Here is a 15300-nt window from a genome sequence, read left to right as displayed (position 1 = left end):
GCGGGGCGCGCCGCCATGGATGCGCGACGCGCGGTGCGCGACGGGAGAGCGGATCGCGATCGCCCTCTCGTGCGCCGCGCCACAGGCCCGCCGCGGCGGCGGGCCGCCCGGCGACCTCACGGCGGCGCAGCGCTGGTCGGCAGCGGGTGCACGGTGAGCGTCACGAACCGGGTGCGGCGCTCGTGGCTCGAGAACGCGCTCGCGGCGACCGGAACGCCGTGCCGGAGCGCCACCGCGACGTGAGGGCCTGGATCGACCCGGATCGCCTTCGACGGCTCCGCCGGCACGCCGTCGAGCCGCAAGGTCACGCCCTCGGTCGCGCCGGCGAGGTTGAGCACGATCCGCGGCATGCGCGCCTCGATGTCCTGGAGGCGCGCGTCGATCTCGGCGAGCACCGCGGGCGCCGCCGCGTGGAGCGCGACCTCGCGCGCACCGCGGTACAGCCGCTCGGCCCTGAGCAGCCGGCCGAGGCGGTCATTGCAGAGGCCGATGTGGAACGTCACGTTCGCCGTCGGCCGGAGGCGGGCTATCGCCTCGAACCGCTCCAGGGCGTCGGCCCAGCGTCCGGCGTTCTCGAGGGTCAGCCCCTGCGCGAACTTCAGCCGCAGCGCGCGCGTCGCGACGTCGTCCTGCGCGCGCGTCGCGACGTCGTCCCGCGCGCGCGTCGCGACAGCGTCCTGCGCGCGCAGCGAGGCCGGCGACAGGAGCGCGCAGCCGAGGAGGCCGAGCGCGGCGGCGCCCCGGCAGGAGCGCCCGCGCGACGGGGGGAGCGGCGCGGCGCGTGCCATCAGAACCCGGGGCTCGTGACGCGGGAGCGCCATGGCCCGCGCGGTGCGTGCGCGCGCGGGCGCGCGTCCTCGGTGTCCGCCGCGACGCCGGCGCTGTCCGGGGCCGCCGGGGTGAGCGCGGGCGGGCCCGCCGCGCTGGCGCAGCTCGCCGGGGCCGGGGTCGGCGCGTCGCCGCCCGCCGCCCCGAGCGGGCCCGCGCCGCGCCGCGCCGCCGCGCCGCCCTCGGCGAAGGCCGCCGCCAGCACGGGGCGGAGGGGGACGCGCACCGCGCTCTCCGGCGCCGCGCCCGTCGACTCGAGCAGCGCCACGGAGGTGAGCGCGGCCGCGAGCGCCGCCGCGGCCGCGACCCGCAGCGCCATGGCCGCCCTCGCGCGCCGCCGGGAGAGCGGCGGGGGCGCGGCGCCCGGCGTGCTCCCCAGCGTCGTCGCCTCGAGCCGTCGATGCGCCTGCCGCGAGATCCAGAGCCGCCGCAGGGCGCGCGCGGCGCGCAGCGGGGGCGCGGCGAGCGCGCAGCGGGCGCGCGTCGCCTCGGCCGCCCGCGCGCCCGCGTCCGGCTGCGTGACGATCACGATCGGCGCGGGCGCGCACGCGCCGAGGTCGTCGAGCGCGGCCTCCAGATCCGCCCGGAGGGAGGCCGCGTCCTGGTAGCGGCGCGCCGGGTCCTTCTCGAGGCAGCGGCCGACGATCTTCCGGAGGCGCGGCGGGACCGAGGGCGGGAGCGGCGCCGGCTGGGCCTCGAGGATGCGCCGGAGCACGGCGTGGTGGTTGCCGCCGCCGAACGGCTGCGCGCCGCTCAGCGCCTCGTACAGCATGACGCCGACCGCCCAGAGATCGGCGCGCGCGTCGATCGTGCGCCTGCCGAGCGCCTGCTCCGGGCTCATGTACGAGGGCGTCCCGAGCAGCTGTCCGTCGAGGGTGAGCGCGTCGGTCGCGCCTGTGATCTGGCTGATGCCGAAGTCGACGATCTTCGGCACGATCCCCTCGCCGGGGACCATGGCCATCACGATGTTCTCCGGCTTGATGTCGCGGTGCACGACGCCCTCGGCGTGGGCGGCCGAGAGCCCGGCGCACACCTCGATGAGGACCGGCACCACCTCCTCGGGCGGGAGCGGTCGGTTCGGGATGAGGCGATCCGCGAACGGCGCGCCCCGCAGGAGCTCCAGCGCCAGGAAGAGGTAGCCCTCGTCGGGGAGCTCTCCGGCGTCGACCACGCCGACGATGTTCCGGTGCTGGAACTTGCCGATGATCTTCGCCTCGCGGATGAACCGCCCGACGACCTGCTCGTCCCGGAGCGCCGGGGACAGCTTGAGCGCGACGTCCCGGCCGATGAGCTCGTGGCGCGCCCACCAGACGCTCGCCATGCCGCCCGAGCCGATCGGCCGAATCAGTCGGAAGCGACCTCCTGCGACGTCCCCGGCATGCAGCATGTGCCTCCTTCGCCCATCGCGCGTGAGAGAAGCCTTCACGCTGATGGAGCACCGGGAGCCGACAAGGCACGAGCAAGGCCAGCCCCGCGGCGCGCCGCCGTCGCCGTCCTACGGGCGAGCCGGGGATCCGTCCCTTCAGGGGCGATAGCGCTCGAGGAGGTCGCTGGAGAGCTTCGCGCCGAGCTCGCGGTAACCGCGGGCGGTCAGGTGGACGCCGTCGCGCGAGGCGCGCGGCGGGCGCTCGCGGTACCAGGCCTCGATCGAGCCTCTTCCGCCCATCGCCTCGTAGGTGTCCCAGAACCCGCAGCCGCCCTCGCGGGCGGCGTCGCGCAGCACGTCTCGGACGAGGGGGATGCGCTCCGCGGCGTCCCTCCGGTCGGTGGGCGCGAGGACCAGGCAGTCGATGTCGGGCTCGACCCGACGCGCCCGGGCGAGCAGCTCCCCGAGCTGCGTCGCGTAGAGGGACGGATCGGTGGTGACGTCGCCGGCCTCGTTCGTGCCGTACTCCAGGATGAGGAGCTCCGGCGAGCGCCGCGCGAGCTCCGCGGCCCAGCCGAGCTCGTTCCACCGCAGCGGCGTCGCCAGGCGGGCGCCGTTGATGCCGAGCGTGTCGAGCACCACGCCGGGCCGGACCTCGGGATCGGCCTCGACGACCACGCCGCAGAGCTCGGGCGCGCCCGACGGAACGACGCTGAGCGTCGGCGCGTCCACGCTCGCGAGCTTCGCGTGCTGCAGCACACCGGCGCCGTCGTCCGCGGCCCCGCGGAGGACGGCGCTCGGCCCGCCCGCGATCGTCACGGCGAGCTCGTCGGTCGGCGCGGAGGGCCGGTAGCACACGTCCCAGAGCAGCCGTGTGGACGGCGCCACCCCGCTGACCGTGAGCTCCGCGCGCACCGGGCCGCGCTGCGCGCCGAACAGGATCCCGCCGAGCCCGAAGATGCCGTCGTCGGACGGCGCGGAGCCGCCCGGCGCCTTCGGGCGTGTCCGCCACTTGCCCTCGACGATGAGCCGCGCGCCGTCGTGGCGGTAGGCGGCGTAGCCGAGGTGCACGAAGCCGAGCCCTCCGTCGCCGAAGCGCCGCTGGAGCGCCGCGCGGAGCGCGCCGCTCCAGAAGTCGGCGGCGGCGTGCGAGTCCCCGAGCCAGGCGATGCGCACGTGGTCCTCGCGCTGCCCCTGCTCGAGCGCGCGGAGCGCCGCGAAGAAGTGGGCGTAGGGCCCGTCCTCGGGGCGCAGGAGCGCGCGCTCCGGCGGGGGCGCTGGGAGGGCCTCGGCGCCGTGCGGCGCGGGCGACGCTGCGGGCTCCGGGGCGGCTCCTGTGCGGTGCGGCGCGGTCGCCGCCGTGAGCGCGGGGGGCGCGGCGCCCGCCTCCGGCGCGGGCGGCGCGGCGTGATCGCAGGTCGCGCTGCAGCCGAGCGCCGCGGCGGAGAGCAGCGCCGCGGCGGAGAGCGGCGCCGCGGCGGAGAGCAGCGCCGCGGCGGAGGGCCGCGCTGTGGTCTGGGGCCACGCCGGCGCGCGCCGGCCCGGGGGACGGGGAGGCGCGGCGTCGCGCCGCGGGATTTCCGCGCGCTCCACGGAGCAGGGCGCGCCGCTCACGAGAGCGGGTCCTCGATGTCGAGGTCGGCGTCGGCGCCGGCCTCGGGCTCCGGGCGCTCGCGCCGCTCGCGGACGCGATCTTGCACGGCGCCCACGAGCACGTCGACGTACGACTCGAAGGGGGGGCAGGTGATCCCGGCGCCGGCGAGCACGAGGTCCGCGTTGCGGGCGTCGTAGCGCACCGGGGTCGTCAGCTGCTCGACGAAGGCGCGCGGGCTGCGGAGGAAGCGCTCGATCCCGGGCGTGCGGAGCAGCGCCTTGGCGAGGTTCGACGGGATGTGGCCGCGCGCGGCGCGGCGACCGCTCGCCTTGGCGACCAGGTCGAAGACCCGGCGCGCCGAGAGCGGGTGCGGGTCGGCGATGTGGAACGTGCGGCGCGGCGCGAGCCGGTGGAGGCCGATCGCGTGCGCGGCGCGGACCACGAAGTCGATGGGCACGATGTTGAGCGGGACGTCGCCTCGGCCGGGCATCGGGATCGCGATGTCGGGCGGCGCCGCCATGATGAGCAGCACCAGCAGGTAGAGGCCGTCGAGCCGATCGATCTCCCCGCTCACGGAGTCGCCGACCACCGTGGTCGGCCGGATGACGGCGACCGGCACGTGGCGCATCGCCCGCCGCACGAGCACCTCCGCGCGCATCCGCGTCTCCTCCACGGGGTTGCGGAACGTCTGGCCAGCCTCGAGATCGTCCTCGTACACCGTCCCGGTCCGGTCGCCCGACACGAACGCGGTCGACTGGTGGACGAGGCACTGGAGCGAGGCGCAGGCGCGGGCGAGCTCGAGCACCTCGGCGGTCCCGACGACGTTCAGGGCGTGGGCGGCGCTGCGGTCGGCCCCGGCGTGGCCCATGTACGCGAGGTGATGGATGCGGTCGACCTCGCGGGTGAGCTGCCTGAACTCGGCGCCCGACAGCCCGAGGTCCATCGCGGTGACGTCCCCCTCGAGCAGCACGACGCGCTCGCGATCCGGCGCCGGGAGCGCGTCGCGCTCCGTGCTCGCCTGCGCCCACGACTTCGCGAGCACCACGGCGTAGACGAGCGTGCGCGGCTCCGACGCGAGGAGGTGCTGCAGCATTCTCTTCGCGACGAACGAGGGAAAGCCGGTGATGAGCACCACGCTGTCGTAGCCGGGGCGAGACATTGGCCGGAAGCTTACCGCAGCGGTGCGTCTGCTCTGCAGCTTTCGATCGACGCGCGCTCGAGCGGGGCGTCGCGGGCATACGCCGAACAGCGCGTCGCGCTGCGGCGGCCGGGGGGCGTTCCGGTGCTCGGCGGCGGACTCCCGGAAACGGCGACGATGACGGGCAACGTGTGCGGAAGCTGGCCCTGGTACTACGGCGGGAAGTTGCCCCGGAGCAGCAGAAAAACCGCCATGGCGCCAACGACGCCAAGACAAGAAGAGAGGGGAAGGGTTGTCCCTCCATTTTCCCCTTCTACCTCCCTGGTTTCTTGGCGCCCTTGGCGTCATGGCGGTTCGCCTCTCGGCCCGATTTCCCGCAGTAGCGCTAGCTGAGTTGCCGCACCCAGGTTGAGCCGGCGTCCGCACCCAGGTTGAGCCGCCGCCCGCTTGGGGCAGGGAGTCGCAGGTTCGTGGTCGATCGCGGCAGGAAGGCGCTACCGTTCGGTCGTGACCGCACAAGCGACCTCCGCCATGCACCGCCGCGCGGCCGCGCTCCTGGCCATCGCCCTGGGCCTGAGCGCGGGCGCGCCGGGGTGCAAGCCGCGGGATCCGGCGCCCGACGCCGGCGCCGCGAGCCCGAGCCCCGTGCCCGCGCCCGCCGGGCTCATCGCCGAGGCGTTCCTCCCGACGCCGGACGCCACGTGGGCCAAGGCGCGCGCCCTCGCCGGCGGCCCGGCGGCGCTCCTGCCAGGCAGCACCGGCGCCCTCGCCGCGTCGCTGCTCGGCCTGCCGATCACCGTCGCGTCCGAGATCGACGGCGGCGTGCCGGTGCTCGGCGCGGCCGTGGAGGCCCCGGACAGGCCGCGCCCACGGGTCGCGATCGGCCTCCACGTGAAGGACGGCGCGCGCCTCGTCGACCAGCTCACGCGGGGAGACGCGGCGCGCTTCCGCGCGAAGCCCGACGCGGCGACCTCGATCACGCTGCTCGAGCCGCTGCAGGGGACGAGCCCTTTGGCCCTCGGCGTCCTCGGCAACTACCTGCTCGTCTCCGAGCGCGCCGACGACCTGACCCTCGTGGGGCCGTACGTCGCGCGGACGATGCCGCGGTCCGCGGTGCCGAAGGAGGACCTCGCGATCGAGATCCCGCGGTCCGCGATCGAGGGCCCGCTGCTCAAGGCGGCGCGCAGCGCCTGGGACCGCGCCCGCGGGGCCGAGGGCGCGCCGCGCGCCACCGCGGTCCCGCTCGCGCCGATGATCGAGGACGGGCTGGCCTGCCTCGGCGATCTCGACCGGGCGCGCCTCACGCTGGTGCTCGGCGACGGCGCGCACCTGCGCGTCACCGGGACGCCGAGGGCAGGGGGCGGCCCGGCGTCGAGGGCGTCGGCGGAGCTCGCGGTCGGCGACGTGAAGCCGCTGCTCGAGCTGCCCGCGGACACGCTCGCCGGCGTCCTGGTCCGCGACCGGGCCGCGTCTCGCGCCGAGGACGTGCCCAGGCTCGTCGACGCCCTCGCCGGGCTCGTCGAGGGCGAGCTCCCGCCCGCGGAGCGCGAGCGGCTCGGCGCCGCGATCCGCGCCGCGTCGGACGCGCGCGGCGACTGGTTCGCCGGCGGGCTCCGCTTCTCCGGGGCCGGTCCGACCGCCTTCGTGCGCGCCGCCGTCGGCGATCGGGCAAAGCTCGAGACCGCCGTCGCGGATCTCCTCGGGACCGCGGAGCTCACGCCGGTCAAGGCGGCCCTGAAGCGCGAGGGGATCCGGATCTCCGCGAGCAAGGCGGCGCTCCCGCAGCTCGCCGGCGGCGTGCGGCGGGTGCTGTTCGAGCGGTCCGGCGGGGCGAGCCAGGCCGGCGGCGCGGCGCCGTCGCCGGCGCGCAAGGCGCCGGCGGGCGCTGGCCTGTCGGGCGGGGGCGCGCCGGGATCCAGCGGCGCGTCGGGGGCGCCGTCCTCGGTCGAGCTGCTCTATCTCCTCCGCGACGACGGCCTCTTTGCGTCGGTCGGCAGCGAACCGGGCGAGGGGCTCCGGAGCGTCGTCGCCGCGCTTCAGGGCGAGAACCTCGGCGGGGTCCCGGCCATGAAGACCGCGCTCGCCCCGCTCGGCGCGGACATCGCGTTCGCGCTCGTCGTCGAACCGCTGCGGCTCGTCGCGAGCCGCCTGGGCCAGCCGGGCGCCGGCGACTCGGCTCCCGTGGTGATCGCCGTCGGCGCCACGCCCGCCGCCGCCGGCGCGCCCGCCGTGCTCTGGGCGCGCGCCGACGTCGCCGCCACGGCGATCCGGGAGATCATCCGCTTCGGAGGCGCCTTTTGACGAGCGCGGCGCGCGCGAGGGCGCTCCGCGCCTGCGGGCTCCGCGCGCTCCTGCTCGCGGTCGCGATCGCGGCGGGGTGCGCCACGAAGGCGGGCGCGGACTGGGTCGAGGACGGATCACAGCCGCGGCTCGCGCGCGGCGGCGGCGGCTGGCTCCACGCGCCCCCGCCGGACGACGGCGGCCGCGGGCCGCGCGCCGGCGTGGCGCCGGCCGATGCGCGCGGCGTGGCGCCGGCCGACGCGTCCGGCGCGGCGCTGGTCGACATGCGCGCAGCGGTGGCCGTGGCCCCGGCGGAGGAGGAGCCGCCGATCCTCGTGCGCGTGCACGGCCGGCCTGCGCGCCCGGCGGCTCCGCGCGCCGCGGGCGCCGTGCTCGCCACGCCGGGGCTCGCGCCCGGGCTGTTCCGGAACACCTACTACGACTTCCCGAGCGAGGGCCCCGGGCCGAAGGACGCGACGCTCTACGATGCGGCGTGCGCGCCGCTCGCCAGCGTCCCGCGTTCGTTCCACGACGAGGTCTGCGTCCAGGGCAGCGGCCGGCTCGCCTCGGGGGACACGGTGAGCTTCGCGCGGCGCGGCTGCGCGTGCGCCGACATCTGCCCGCGCACCGGCCAGAAGGTGTGCTTCGAGCGGCTCGATCCGCGGCGCTTCCCCTACGGTCGGGGCGCGACAGGGCGCCCGATCACGCCGCTGCGCACGGTCGCGGTGGACTCGAGCGTCATTCCGCTCGGCACGCCGCTCTACGTGCCCGAGCTGGTCGGCTTGCCGCTCCCGGGCGGCGGCCGTCACGACGGCTGCTTCATCGCCGAGGATCGCGGCATCAAGGTGGTCGGGCAGCAGATCGACGTCTTCACCGGCGATCCGGCGGTCACCGCGCGCCTGAACGCGCTCTTCCCCTCGAACCGCGGCGTGCGCCCGGTGCTGAACGACGCGCGCTGTCGCGCCGTCCTCGCCGCGCCCGCCGCCACGCCGATCCCGGCGTCCGGCGCCGCGCCCGGGCCGTCCTGACCGGCGCCCTCGGCGGGACGCTGGCGGGGACGCGACCGGACCGTGAGGTGGGCCTCCTTCGCGCGCGAAATCCGGAACCTGACGAGGGCGCGGTGGTGATACGATTTCCGGCCTTCCGGTGGCCGAATGACCTCACGTGGCGTCATCCCCGAGTCCGTCTTCCCTCCGCCCTCGGAGGTCTCGGGCACGCCGGACGAGAAGCAGAGGGCGCGCGCCCGGGTCGGCCTGACCATCAAGCAAAAGTGGCGGATCGACGCCCTCCTCGGCGTGGGCGGGATGGCCTCCGTGTACGCGGCCACCCACCGGAACGGCTCGCGCGCCGCGCTGAAGATCCTCCACGCGGAGTTCGCGCGCGACGCCAGCATCCGGGACCGGTTCCTGCGCGAAGGGTACGTGGCGAACCGGATCGACCACCCCGGCCGGGTCGCGATCCTCGACGACGACCTCACCGAGCAGGAAGAGCCGTTCCTCGTGATGGAGCTGCTCGACGGCGAGACGGTGCAGCAGCTCTGGAAGCGCAAGAGCCGCAGGCTCCCCGTCGCGGAGGCGCTCTGGATCGCGGGGGAGGTGCTCGACACGCTCGAGAGCTTCCACGGGGAGGGCATCGTCCACCGCGACCTGAAGCCCGCGAACATCTTCATCACGAAGGACAACATGGTGAAGCTGCTCGACTTCGGCGTGGCGCGGGTGCGCGACGCGCACGGCGACAAGACCAAGGCGGGCACGGCGCTCGGGACCCCCTCGTTCATGGCGCCCGAGCAGGCGATGGGGCTCTCCGAGGGGGTCGACGGGCGGGCCGATCTCTTCTCGATCGGCGCGACCCTGTACGCCGTGCTCAGCGGGCAGCGCCTGCACCAGGGGCGCTCGGACAACGAGGCGTTCATCCTCGCCGCGACGACGCCGGCGCCGTCGCTCGCGCGGGTCGCGCCCGAGCTGCCCGCCCCGGTCATCGGCCTCGTCGACAAGGCGCTCGCCTGGGATCGGCGCAACCGCTACGACTCGGCCGCGCAGATGCGGAAGGAGGTGCTGCGCGTCCTGGAGGAGACCAGCGCGTCCGCCCCCCGCCGGACCGGGCCGATGAGCACGCGGCGCCCCCCGCCGGACGACGCGCCGACCGCCGTGGGGACGCGGCCGGCCGAGGAGCCGCCCCGGCCGGAGGAGCAGGGGGAGGCCGGCCCCGACGACCCCGCGGTCGCCCGGCTCGTCGAGGTGTTCCGCCGCGCGGAGCGGCTCCTGCCCGCGGTGCGCCACTACGGCTGGGACCACCCGGATCCCGAGAGCAAGCTGCGCGCGACCTTCCGGGCGATCGTGGACGCGCTGCGCGAGGACGGGAACCTCGTTTACTGGACGCTCTCGCCGTACGCGTTCGAGCACCGCCGGAGGACCGTGTGGGAGCCGTCGCACCCGCTCGATCTGGTCCCGTACAACCTCTTCGCGGCCGGCCTGCGGCGCGTCCAGCTTCTCCCGGGCATCACGAAGGAGGAGCTGCGCTCGTTCTGCGAGGTGCTGCTGCTCGATCCGCTGCGCGACCTGACCCCCGAGGACGACGTCGTGGCCGCGCTGTGGGAGCGCCGCCTCGAGCACGTGCGCTACGACGTGGTGAGCGTCTTCGCCGAGGGGGACGCGGCCGATCGCGAGCAGTTCTGGCACGAGGCCGACGACGTCGAGGGCATGGCCCGGCGCGCCGCCGAGGAGCGGGCGAACCGCGCCGAGGCGGCCGCGATGGTCATCGACACCGACGCGGCCGCGGTGCGGGCGGCGCGCCGCGCCGCGGGCGCGCTCGCGCTCGACCCGGCCGCGCAGCGCGCGCTCGGCGCGCAGCTCGTGCTCAGCCCGGATCTCTGGAGCGAGCGCTTCGTCGAGGTCCTCGCGGACGCCTTCCTGAACGCGAAGCGCTACCAGGACGCCGAGCTCGTGACCGAGCCGATGGCGGCCTCGGCGCGCGACCTGATCCTCGCGCGCCGCTTCGACGTGCTCTTCTCGATGCACGAGGCCGTCGAGAGGGCGCTCGACGCGCTCGCGCCCAGGCAGCAGGGGGGCGCGCTCGCGGCCGAGCTCACCCGGGGCATGTTCCCGCCCGACACGATGCGGCTGCTCCTCCGCGAGGCGACGCGGGGGCCCGCCCCGGGCGCCCCCGGCGCCGCGGCGCAGGCCGCCCCCGTGGACCTCGACCTCGTAGCGCAGCGCCTCGCGCCGATCTTCGACGAGCTCGGCGCCGAGTACCTCCCGGTCGCGATGGAGAACGTCGGGCACATCGGCCACGAGGCGCTGCGCCGCGCGCTCTTCAGCTTCCTCGAGCGGACGCTGCCGGGGCACGAGGAGGGGGTCGTCGACGCGCTCATGACGCTCGAGCTCGACATCTCCCGCCCGATCCTCAAGATGTTCGCGGCGTCGCGGACGCAGGGCGCCACGGGCGCGCTCAGGCGGCTCTCCGGGTGCGCGAACGCGGCGCTCCGCTGCGAGGCGATCGCGCACCTCGCGCAGAGCCCCGAGCAGATCCGGGACGAGCTGCTCACGCTCGCCGAGTCGGCGCCGCCCGACGTGCGCGTCGCGGCGCTCCGCACGCTGGCCCACCACCAGGTGCGCGCGGCCGGGCCGCTGCTCGTCCGCCGCGTGCAGGACAGCTCCTTCCACCAGCTCACGCTCGACGAGCGGCGGGAGTTCCTCGGCGCGCTCTACACGCTGAACCCGGCGCGCGGCGAGTCGGTCGCCATCGAGGCGCTCCTGCGGCACGGGCTGCTCGCCGACGACGCCGTGGAGCAGACCCGCTGCCTCTCGGCGGAGCTGCTCGGCCGCGAGGCGAGCTCGCAGGAGGCGCTCGACGCCGCGCTCGCGGCCTCGAAGCGGCGGCCCTGGAACAGCCAGGCGCTCCGCGACGTCGCGACCGCCGCCGCCGAGGCGATCGCCGCGCGCATGGGCGAGCGGATCTCGACGGGCGGAGATCTCCCGTGACGGCGCCCCAGGTCGACGTCATCAGCCAGAACGTCTCGGAGAACATCCGGCGCGAGCAGGCGCGCGACCTCGCCGCCAGCGTGGTGCAGGCGCTCTTCCGGCTGGTCAAGCTGTCGACGCTGCACGCGATCGACAACCAGGCCATGGTGCGGCAGGTCGAGGAGACGGTCGCCCTGATCCAGGACTTCGGCCAGCGCTCCGGGCACAACGTCTCCATCCTGTTCGCCCGCGGCGCGGTCTTCGTCTCCGGGCAGCTCCTCAAGGCGAACCGCGCCGTCTACGAGGGGGCGCAGGAGCTCGGCGACGTCGTCGGCCGCTGCGGCTACTCCGAGATCGGGGTCGCCAAGGACGTCCGCGCGAGCGATCTCTACGCGTTCGCCTCCGCGCTCGCCGAGGCGCTCCGCAGCGGCAAGCCGGCGCTCGCGGACCGCCCGGCCCCTCGCATCCGCCTGCGCGCGGTGGACGAGGCCGTGCTCCTCCGCGAGGCGGCGGGCGATCGCGACGGCGACGAGGCCGCGGCGATCGTGCGCGCCTACGCGACGGCGATCGTGATCCTCCGCCGGTTCTACGAGGACCTGCGGCGGGGGCGCTACGCGCTGCGGCAGGGCGTCAAGCGCATCACCCAGCGCCTCGTCGACCTCTCCGCGAACGAGACGCCGGCCTTCCTGGGCGTCACCGCGCTGCGCAACCAGAACCACGACGACGCCGGGCGCGCGGTGAACACCGCGATCCTGAGCCTCGCGATGGCCCGGCAGATCACGGGCGACGTCGTGCTCCTCCAGCGGCTGTCGATGGCCGCGCTGCTCTTCGACATCGCGCGGCCGCGGCTCACCGGCGTCGCGCGGGGCGGCGAGGGCGGGCTCGTCCCGCAGCTCAGCGAGCAGCAGGAGGCGGACGTCCCGGCGGGCACCGCGGTCGTGCTGACCGCGCTCGGCCTCGTCAACGAGCCCAGCGTGATGCGCACGGTGGTGGCCTACGAGGCGCACTGGGTGCGCCGCCAGGCGACGCTCGGCCCCGTCTACCGCGGGCTCCGCCCGCCGACCTTGCAGGCGCGGATCCTCGCGACCGCCCGCGCGTTCAACGATCTGCTCACGGCCGCGCCGGGCGAGGCGCCGCTCTCCGCCGACGAGGCGATCGCCCGGCTCGAGCAGGAGGCGGCCGACCCGGCGGATCGCACCGTGCTGCGGCTCCTGGTCGGCGCGCTGGGCATCTTCCCGACGGGCACGCTCGTGGAGCTCTCGACCGGCGAGGTCGCGCTCGTCGTGCAGACGCCGGCGCACCCGGCCCGCTATTCGCAGCCGCGCGTCCGGCTGGTGCTCGACGCGTCGGGCGGCCCGATCGAGGGCGCGACCGAGGTCGATCTCGCCGAGCCGCCCCGCAGGGGCGAGCCGGCGCGGCACGTCCACCGGATCGTCGCGACGAGCGACGACCCGGCCGCCGCCTCGATGCGGGCCCACGCGGCGGTCCAGGACGCGACGCCGCACGCGTCGCTCCGCGCCCCCAGGGTCCCGGTGGTCCCGGACGCGCCGCCGCCGCGCGCGGCGCCGCCGGCGTCGCCCCTCAACCACCTGCGCATGCCGCCGCCGCAGACCATCACGCGGCCGTCGTCGCCGACGCTGCCGAAGGCCACCGCCCCCTCGCGGTGGAGGACGCAGCCGCGGCCGTTCGACGCGGGCCGCGGGCCGAGCTCGTCGGACGGCGGCGCGTGGGCGGCCGCGCCCGAGGACGGGGGCGCGGACGCGGCGCTGCTCGGGGACCTCCCGCCGGCGCCGTCCGCCAGGCAACCGCCGACATTGCGGCCCGGGCGCACCACCGCGCGCTGGCCGGACCCGCCATCACCGCACGCGCCGTTCGCGGCGGCGGACCCGTACGGGTCGCCGGCGGGCGCCTCGTACGGGTCGCCGGCGGGCGTTCAGGGAGAGGAGTCGTGGTCGGTGCAGACAGACAGCGAACAGGACGAGATCCCCGAGGAGAGCGCGCGGGCGCAGGCGCTGCGCACCCGAGGCTGGGCAGAGCCATCCGAGCGCCGCGAGCGCAGCCCCCTGTCCGACCTGCCCCCCTCGGCCATGGCGGGCCCGATCGCCGTGCTCTCGCTGCCGAGCGACCCGCCGACCGCGGAGGGCACGCTCGCGCGCACGCCGCTCGTCCACCTGCTCGTGTACATGCTCGACCGGCGCCTCACCGGCACGACGTGCCTCGTCGACCCCGAGGGCGTCCGCCACGGCATCTTCTTCAGCGACGGCGTCCCGGCCAAGATCTGGACCGGGACGATCATCGCCCCGCTCGATCGGGTGATCCTCGAGCTCGGGCTGCTCGACGAGGCGACGCTCCGGGAGACGCTGCGGGAGATCACCCGGCGGCGGGTGCTGCACGGCCGGCTGCTCGTCACCCGGGGCCTGCTCGACCGGGAGACGGTCTTCGGCGTGCTGCGCCAGCAGCTCGTGCGCAAGCTGGTCGCGCTCTACGATCTCTCCCCCGGGACGCGCTACGCCTACTACGACGGCCAGAATTTGCTGGCGTCCCACGGCGGACCGGAGCTCATCGGGTGCGAGCCGCTCGCGGTGATCATGGCGGGCGTCCGGCTCCACGCCGACGATCCGCTCATCGACACGACCCTCGACCGGATCCAGAGCCGGCCGCTCGGCATCCACGTCGACGCCGAGATGAAGCGGTTCCAGCTCCAGCGCGACGAGGCGGCCGTCGTCGATCTCCTGCGCACGCGGCGCATGACGCTCACCGAGCTCGTCGGGGCCGGCGTCGCCCAGGAGCGCGTCGTGCGGCTCACGATCTACGCGCTCGCGATCACGCGGCACCTCGACCTCGGCGTGCCGGGCCGCGGCCCCGTGGGGCTCGGCCGGGAGCGCGCCGCCGGCGGCCCGCCGGTCGACGCGGGGCAGGCCGGCCAGCGCGAGCCGTCCGGCGCGGCCGCGCGCTCGCCGCGCCCCGCGGCGGGCTCCACGATGCCGGCCGGGCCGCACCCGACCCGCGGCGAGGCCGATGGCCGCGCGTCCCCCTCGGACGCGCCGAGCCGGCGGGGCGCGCAGCTCGCCGAGCCGGCGGCGCCGCTCCGCAGGCCCGCCCAGGCCGCGCCCGGCGCGCGCGCCCAGCCCGCGCAGGCGCCCACCGTCAAGATGCCGGTCGTCGGCCCGGAGGGCAGGGCCGCGAGGGGGGCAGGGCGCGCCGAGGCGCCGCCGCCGCCGCCGTCGCCGCCTCCGCGCGCCGCGGAGCCCGCGAGGCCGACGGCGGCCGCCGCGCCCCTCGCGGATCTCCCGCCGCCGCCGCGCGCTGCGCTGAGCCCGGAGCTCGCCGCGCGCCGCGCCGAGATCGAGGCGCGCGCCGCCGCGATCGACGGCGAGAGCTTCTTCGAGCTGCTCGGCGTCGCGGAGGACGCCCCCCCGGAGCGCGTGCAGAGCGCCTACTTCGCGCTCGCCAAGCAGTGGCACCCCGATCGGACGCCCCCGGAGCTCCAGGACCAGAAGCCGCAGGTCGCGCGCGTGTTCGCGCGCATCAGCGAGGCCTACCAGACGCTGAGCGACCCGAAGCGGCGCGCCGAGTACCAGAAGGCGCCGAAGGACGGCGCGGCGCCCGCGGAGGACGAGGAGAAGATCGCCCGCGCCGTCGACGCCGCGCTCGAGTTCCAGAAGGCCGAGATCCTGCTCAAGAAGAACGACCTCGCGGGCGCCGAGATCCGCGCGCGGCGCGCGCTGAGCGCCGACCCGGAGCAGCCCGAGTACATGACGCTGCTCGTGTGGATCCAGGCGCTCCGGCGCGGCGAGCCGCCCCCGCCCGCGGAGGGGGTCACGAGCGCGCACTACGACGACCTGATCCAGGTGCTCGACACGGTCTTGCGGAAGGAGCCCCACTACGAGCGGGCGCTCTTCTACCGCGGCATGCTCCTCAAGCGCTCGGGGCGGATCGACCGGGCGATCCGCGATTTCCGCCTCGCGGCAGAGCTCAACCCGAAGAACCTCGACGCCATCCGCGAGGTCCGCTTGCAGGAGATGCGCAGTCGGACCAGCAACGATCCGACGCCCACCGGCGGCCTCCTCGGCAAGTTCTTCAAGCGCTGATCGCCCGCGGGAGGTGGGGCACGTCGGGGGCGTGCGGTGGGGCA

The 15300-nt window shown here is 76.3% G+C and carries 8 protein-coding genes; 4 read left to right on the top strand and 4 right to left on the bottom strand.

The genetic code is table 11. The features are described 5' to 3' along the window. Positions 1-116: 116 nt before the first annotated feature. From WMF31_RS32210 to WMF31_RS32195, 4 genes are all read right to left on the bottom strand, one after another. Positions 117-788: a tetratricopeptide repeat protein gene (locus WMF31_RS32210; RefSeq protein WP_436605617.1), complete on the bottom strand. Its 672-nt coding sequence runs from the start codon at positions 786-788 to the stop codon at positions 117-119. Continuing rightward, positions 788-2215: a serine/threonine-protein kinase gene (locus WMF31_RS32205; RefSeq protein ID WP_436605616.1), complete on the bottom strand. Its 1428-nt coding sequence runs from the start codon at positions 2213-2215 to the stop codon at positions 788-790. Before WMF31_RS32205 ends, WMF31_RS32210 begins: the two co-directional genes overlap by 1 nt. Before the next feature lie 135 nt (positions 2216-2350). Next, positions 2351-3808 carry a GDSL-type esterase/lipase family protein gene (locus WMF31_RS32200; protein ID WP_436605615.1) on the bottom strand — a complete coding sequence of 486 codons (1458 nt, stop codon included), beginning with the start codon at positions 3806-3808 and terminating at the stop codon, positions 2351-2353. Beyond that, positions 3805-4947, bottom strand: a complete 1143-nt coding sequence (locus tag WMF31_RS32195) for an SDR family oxidoreductase (RefSeq protein ID WP_436605614.1) — start codon at positions 4945-4947, stop codon at positions 3805-3807. Before WMF31_RS32195 ends, WMF31_RS32200 begins: the two co-directional genes overlap by 4 nt. Positions 4948-5433: 486 nt before the next feature. On the opposite strand from WMF31_RS32195, the gene WMF31_RS32190 reads away from it, so the two are divergent. From WMF31_RS32190 to WMF31_RS32175, 4 genes are all read left to right on the top strand, one after another. Then, complete coding sequence (locus WMF31_RS32190; protein ID WP_436605613.1) at positions 5434-7227, top strand: hypothetical protein; 1794 nt, start codon at positions 5434-5436, stop codon at positions 7225-7227. Continuing rightward, positions 7224-8234 (top strand): 3D domain-containing protein, encoded by a 1011-nt coding sequence (locus WMF31_RS32185; RefSeq protein WP_436605612.1) that lies wholly within the window; start codon positions 7224-7226, stop codon positions 8232-8234. The genes WMF31_RS32190 and WMF31_RS32185 overlap by 4 nt, the downstream gene beginning before the upstream one ends. Before the next feature lie 126 nt (positions 8235-8360). Further along, a complete protein-coding gene (locus tag WMF31_RS32180; RefSeq protein ID WP_436605611.1) occupies positions 8361-11186 on the top strand; it encodes a protein kinase domain-containing protein in 2826 nt (941 codons plus the stop codon). Next, positions 11183-15256 (top strand): DnaJ domain-containing protein, encoded by a 4074-nt coding sequence (locus WMF31_RS32175; RefSeq protein WP_436605610.1) that lies wholly within the window; start codon positions 11183-11185, stop codon positions 15254-15256. The genes WMF31_RS32180 and WMF31_RS32175 overlap by 4 nt, the downstream gene beginning before the upstream one ends. Positions 15257-15300: the final 44 nt, after the last annotated feature.

This window comes from Sorangium sp. So ce1036 (genome assembly GCF_051369805.1).
Lineage (GTDB): Bacteria > Myxococcota_A > Polyangia > Polyangiales > Polyangiaceae > Sorangium > Sorangium cellulosum_F.
The sequence above is the reverse complement of the archived record's forward strand: the minus strand, read 5'-3'. Positions and strand labels throughout refer to the sequence as shown.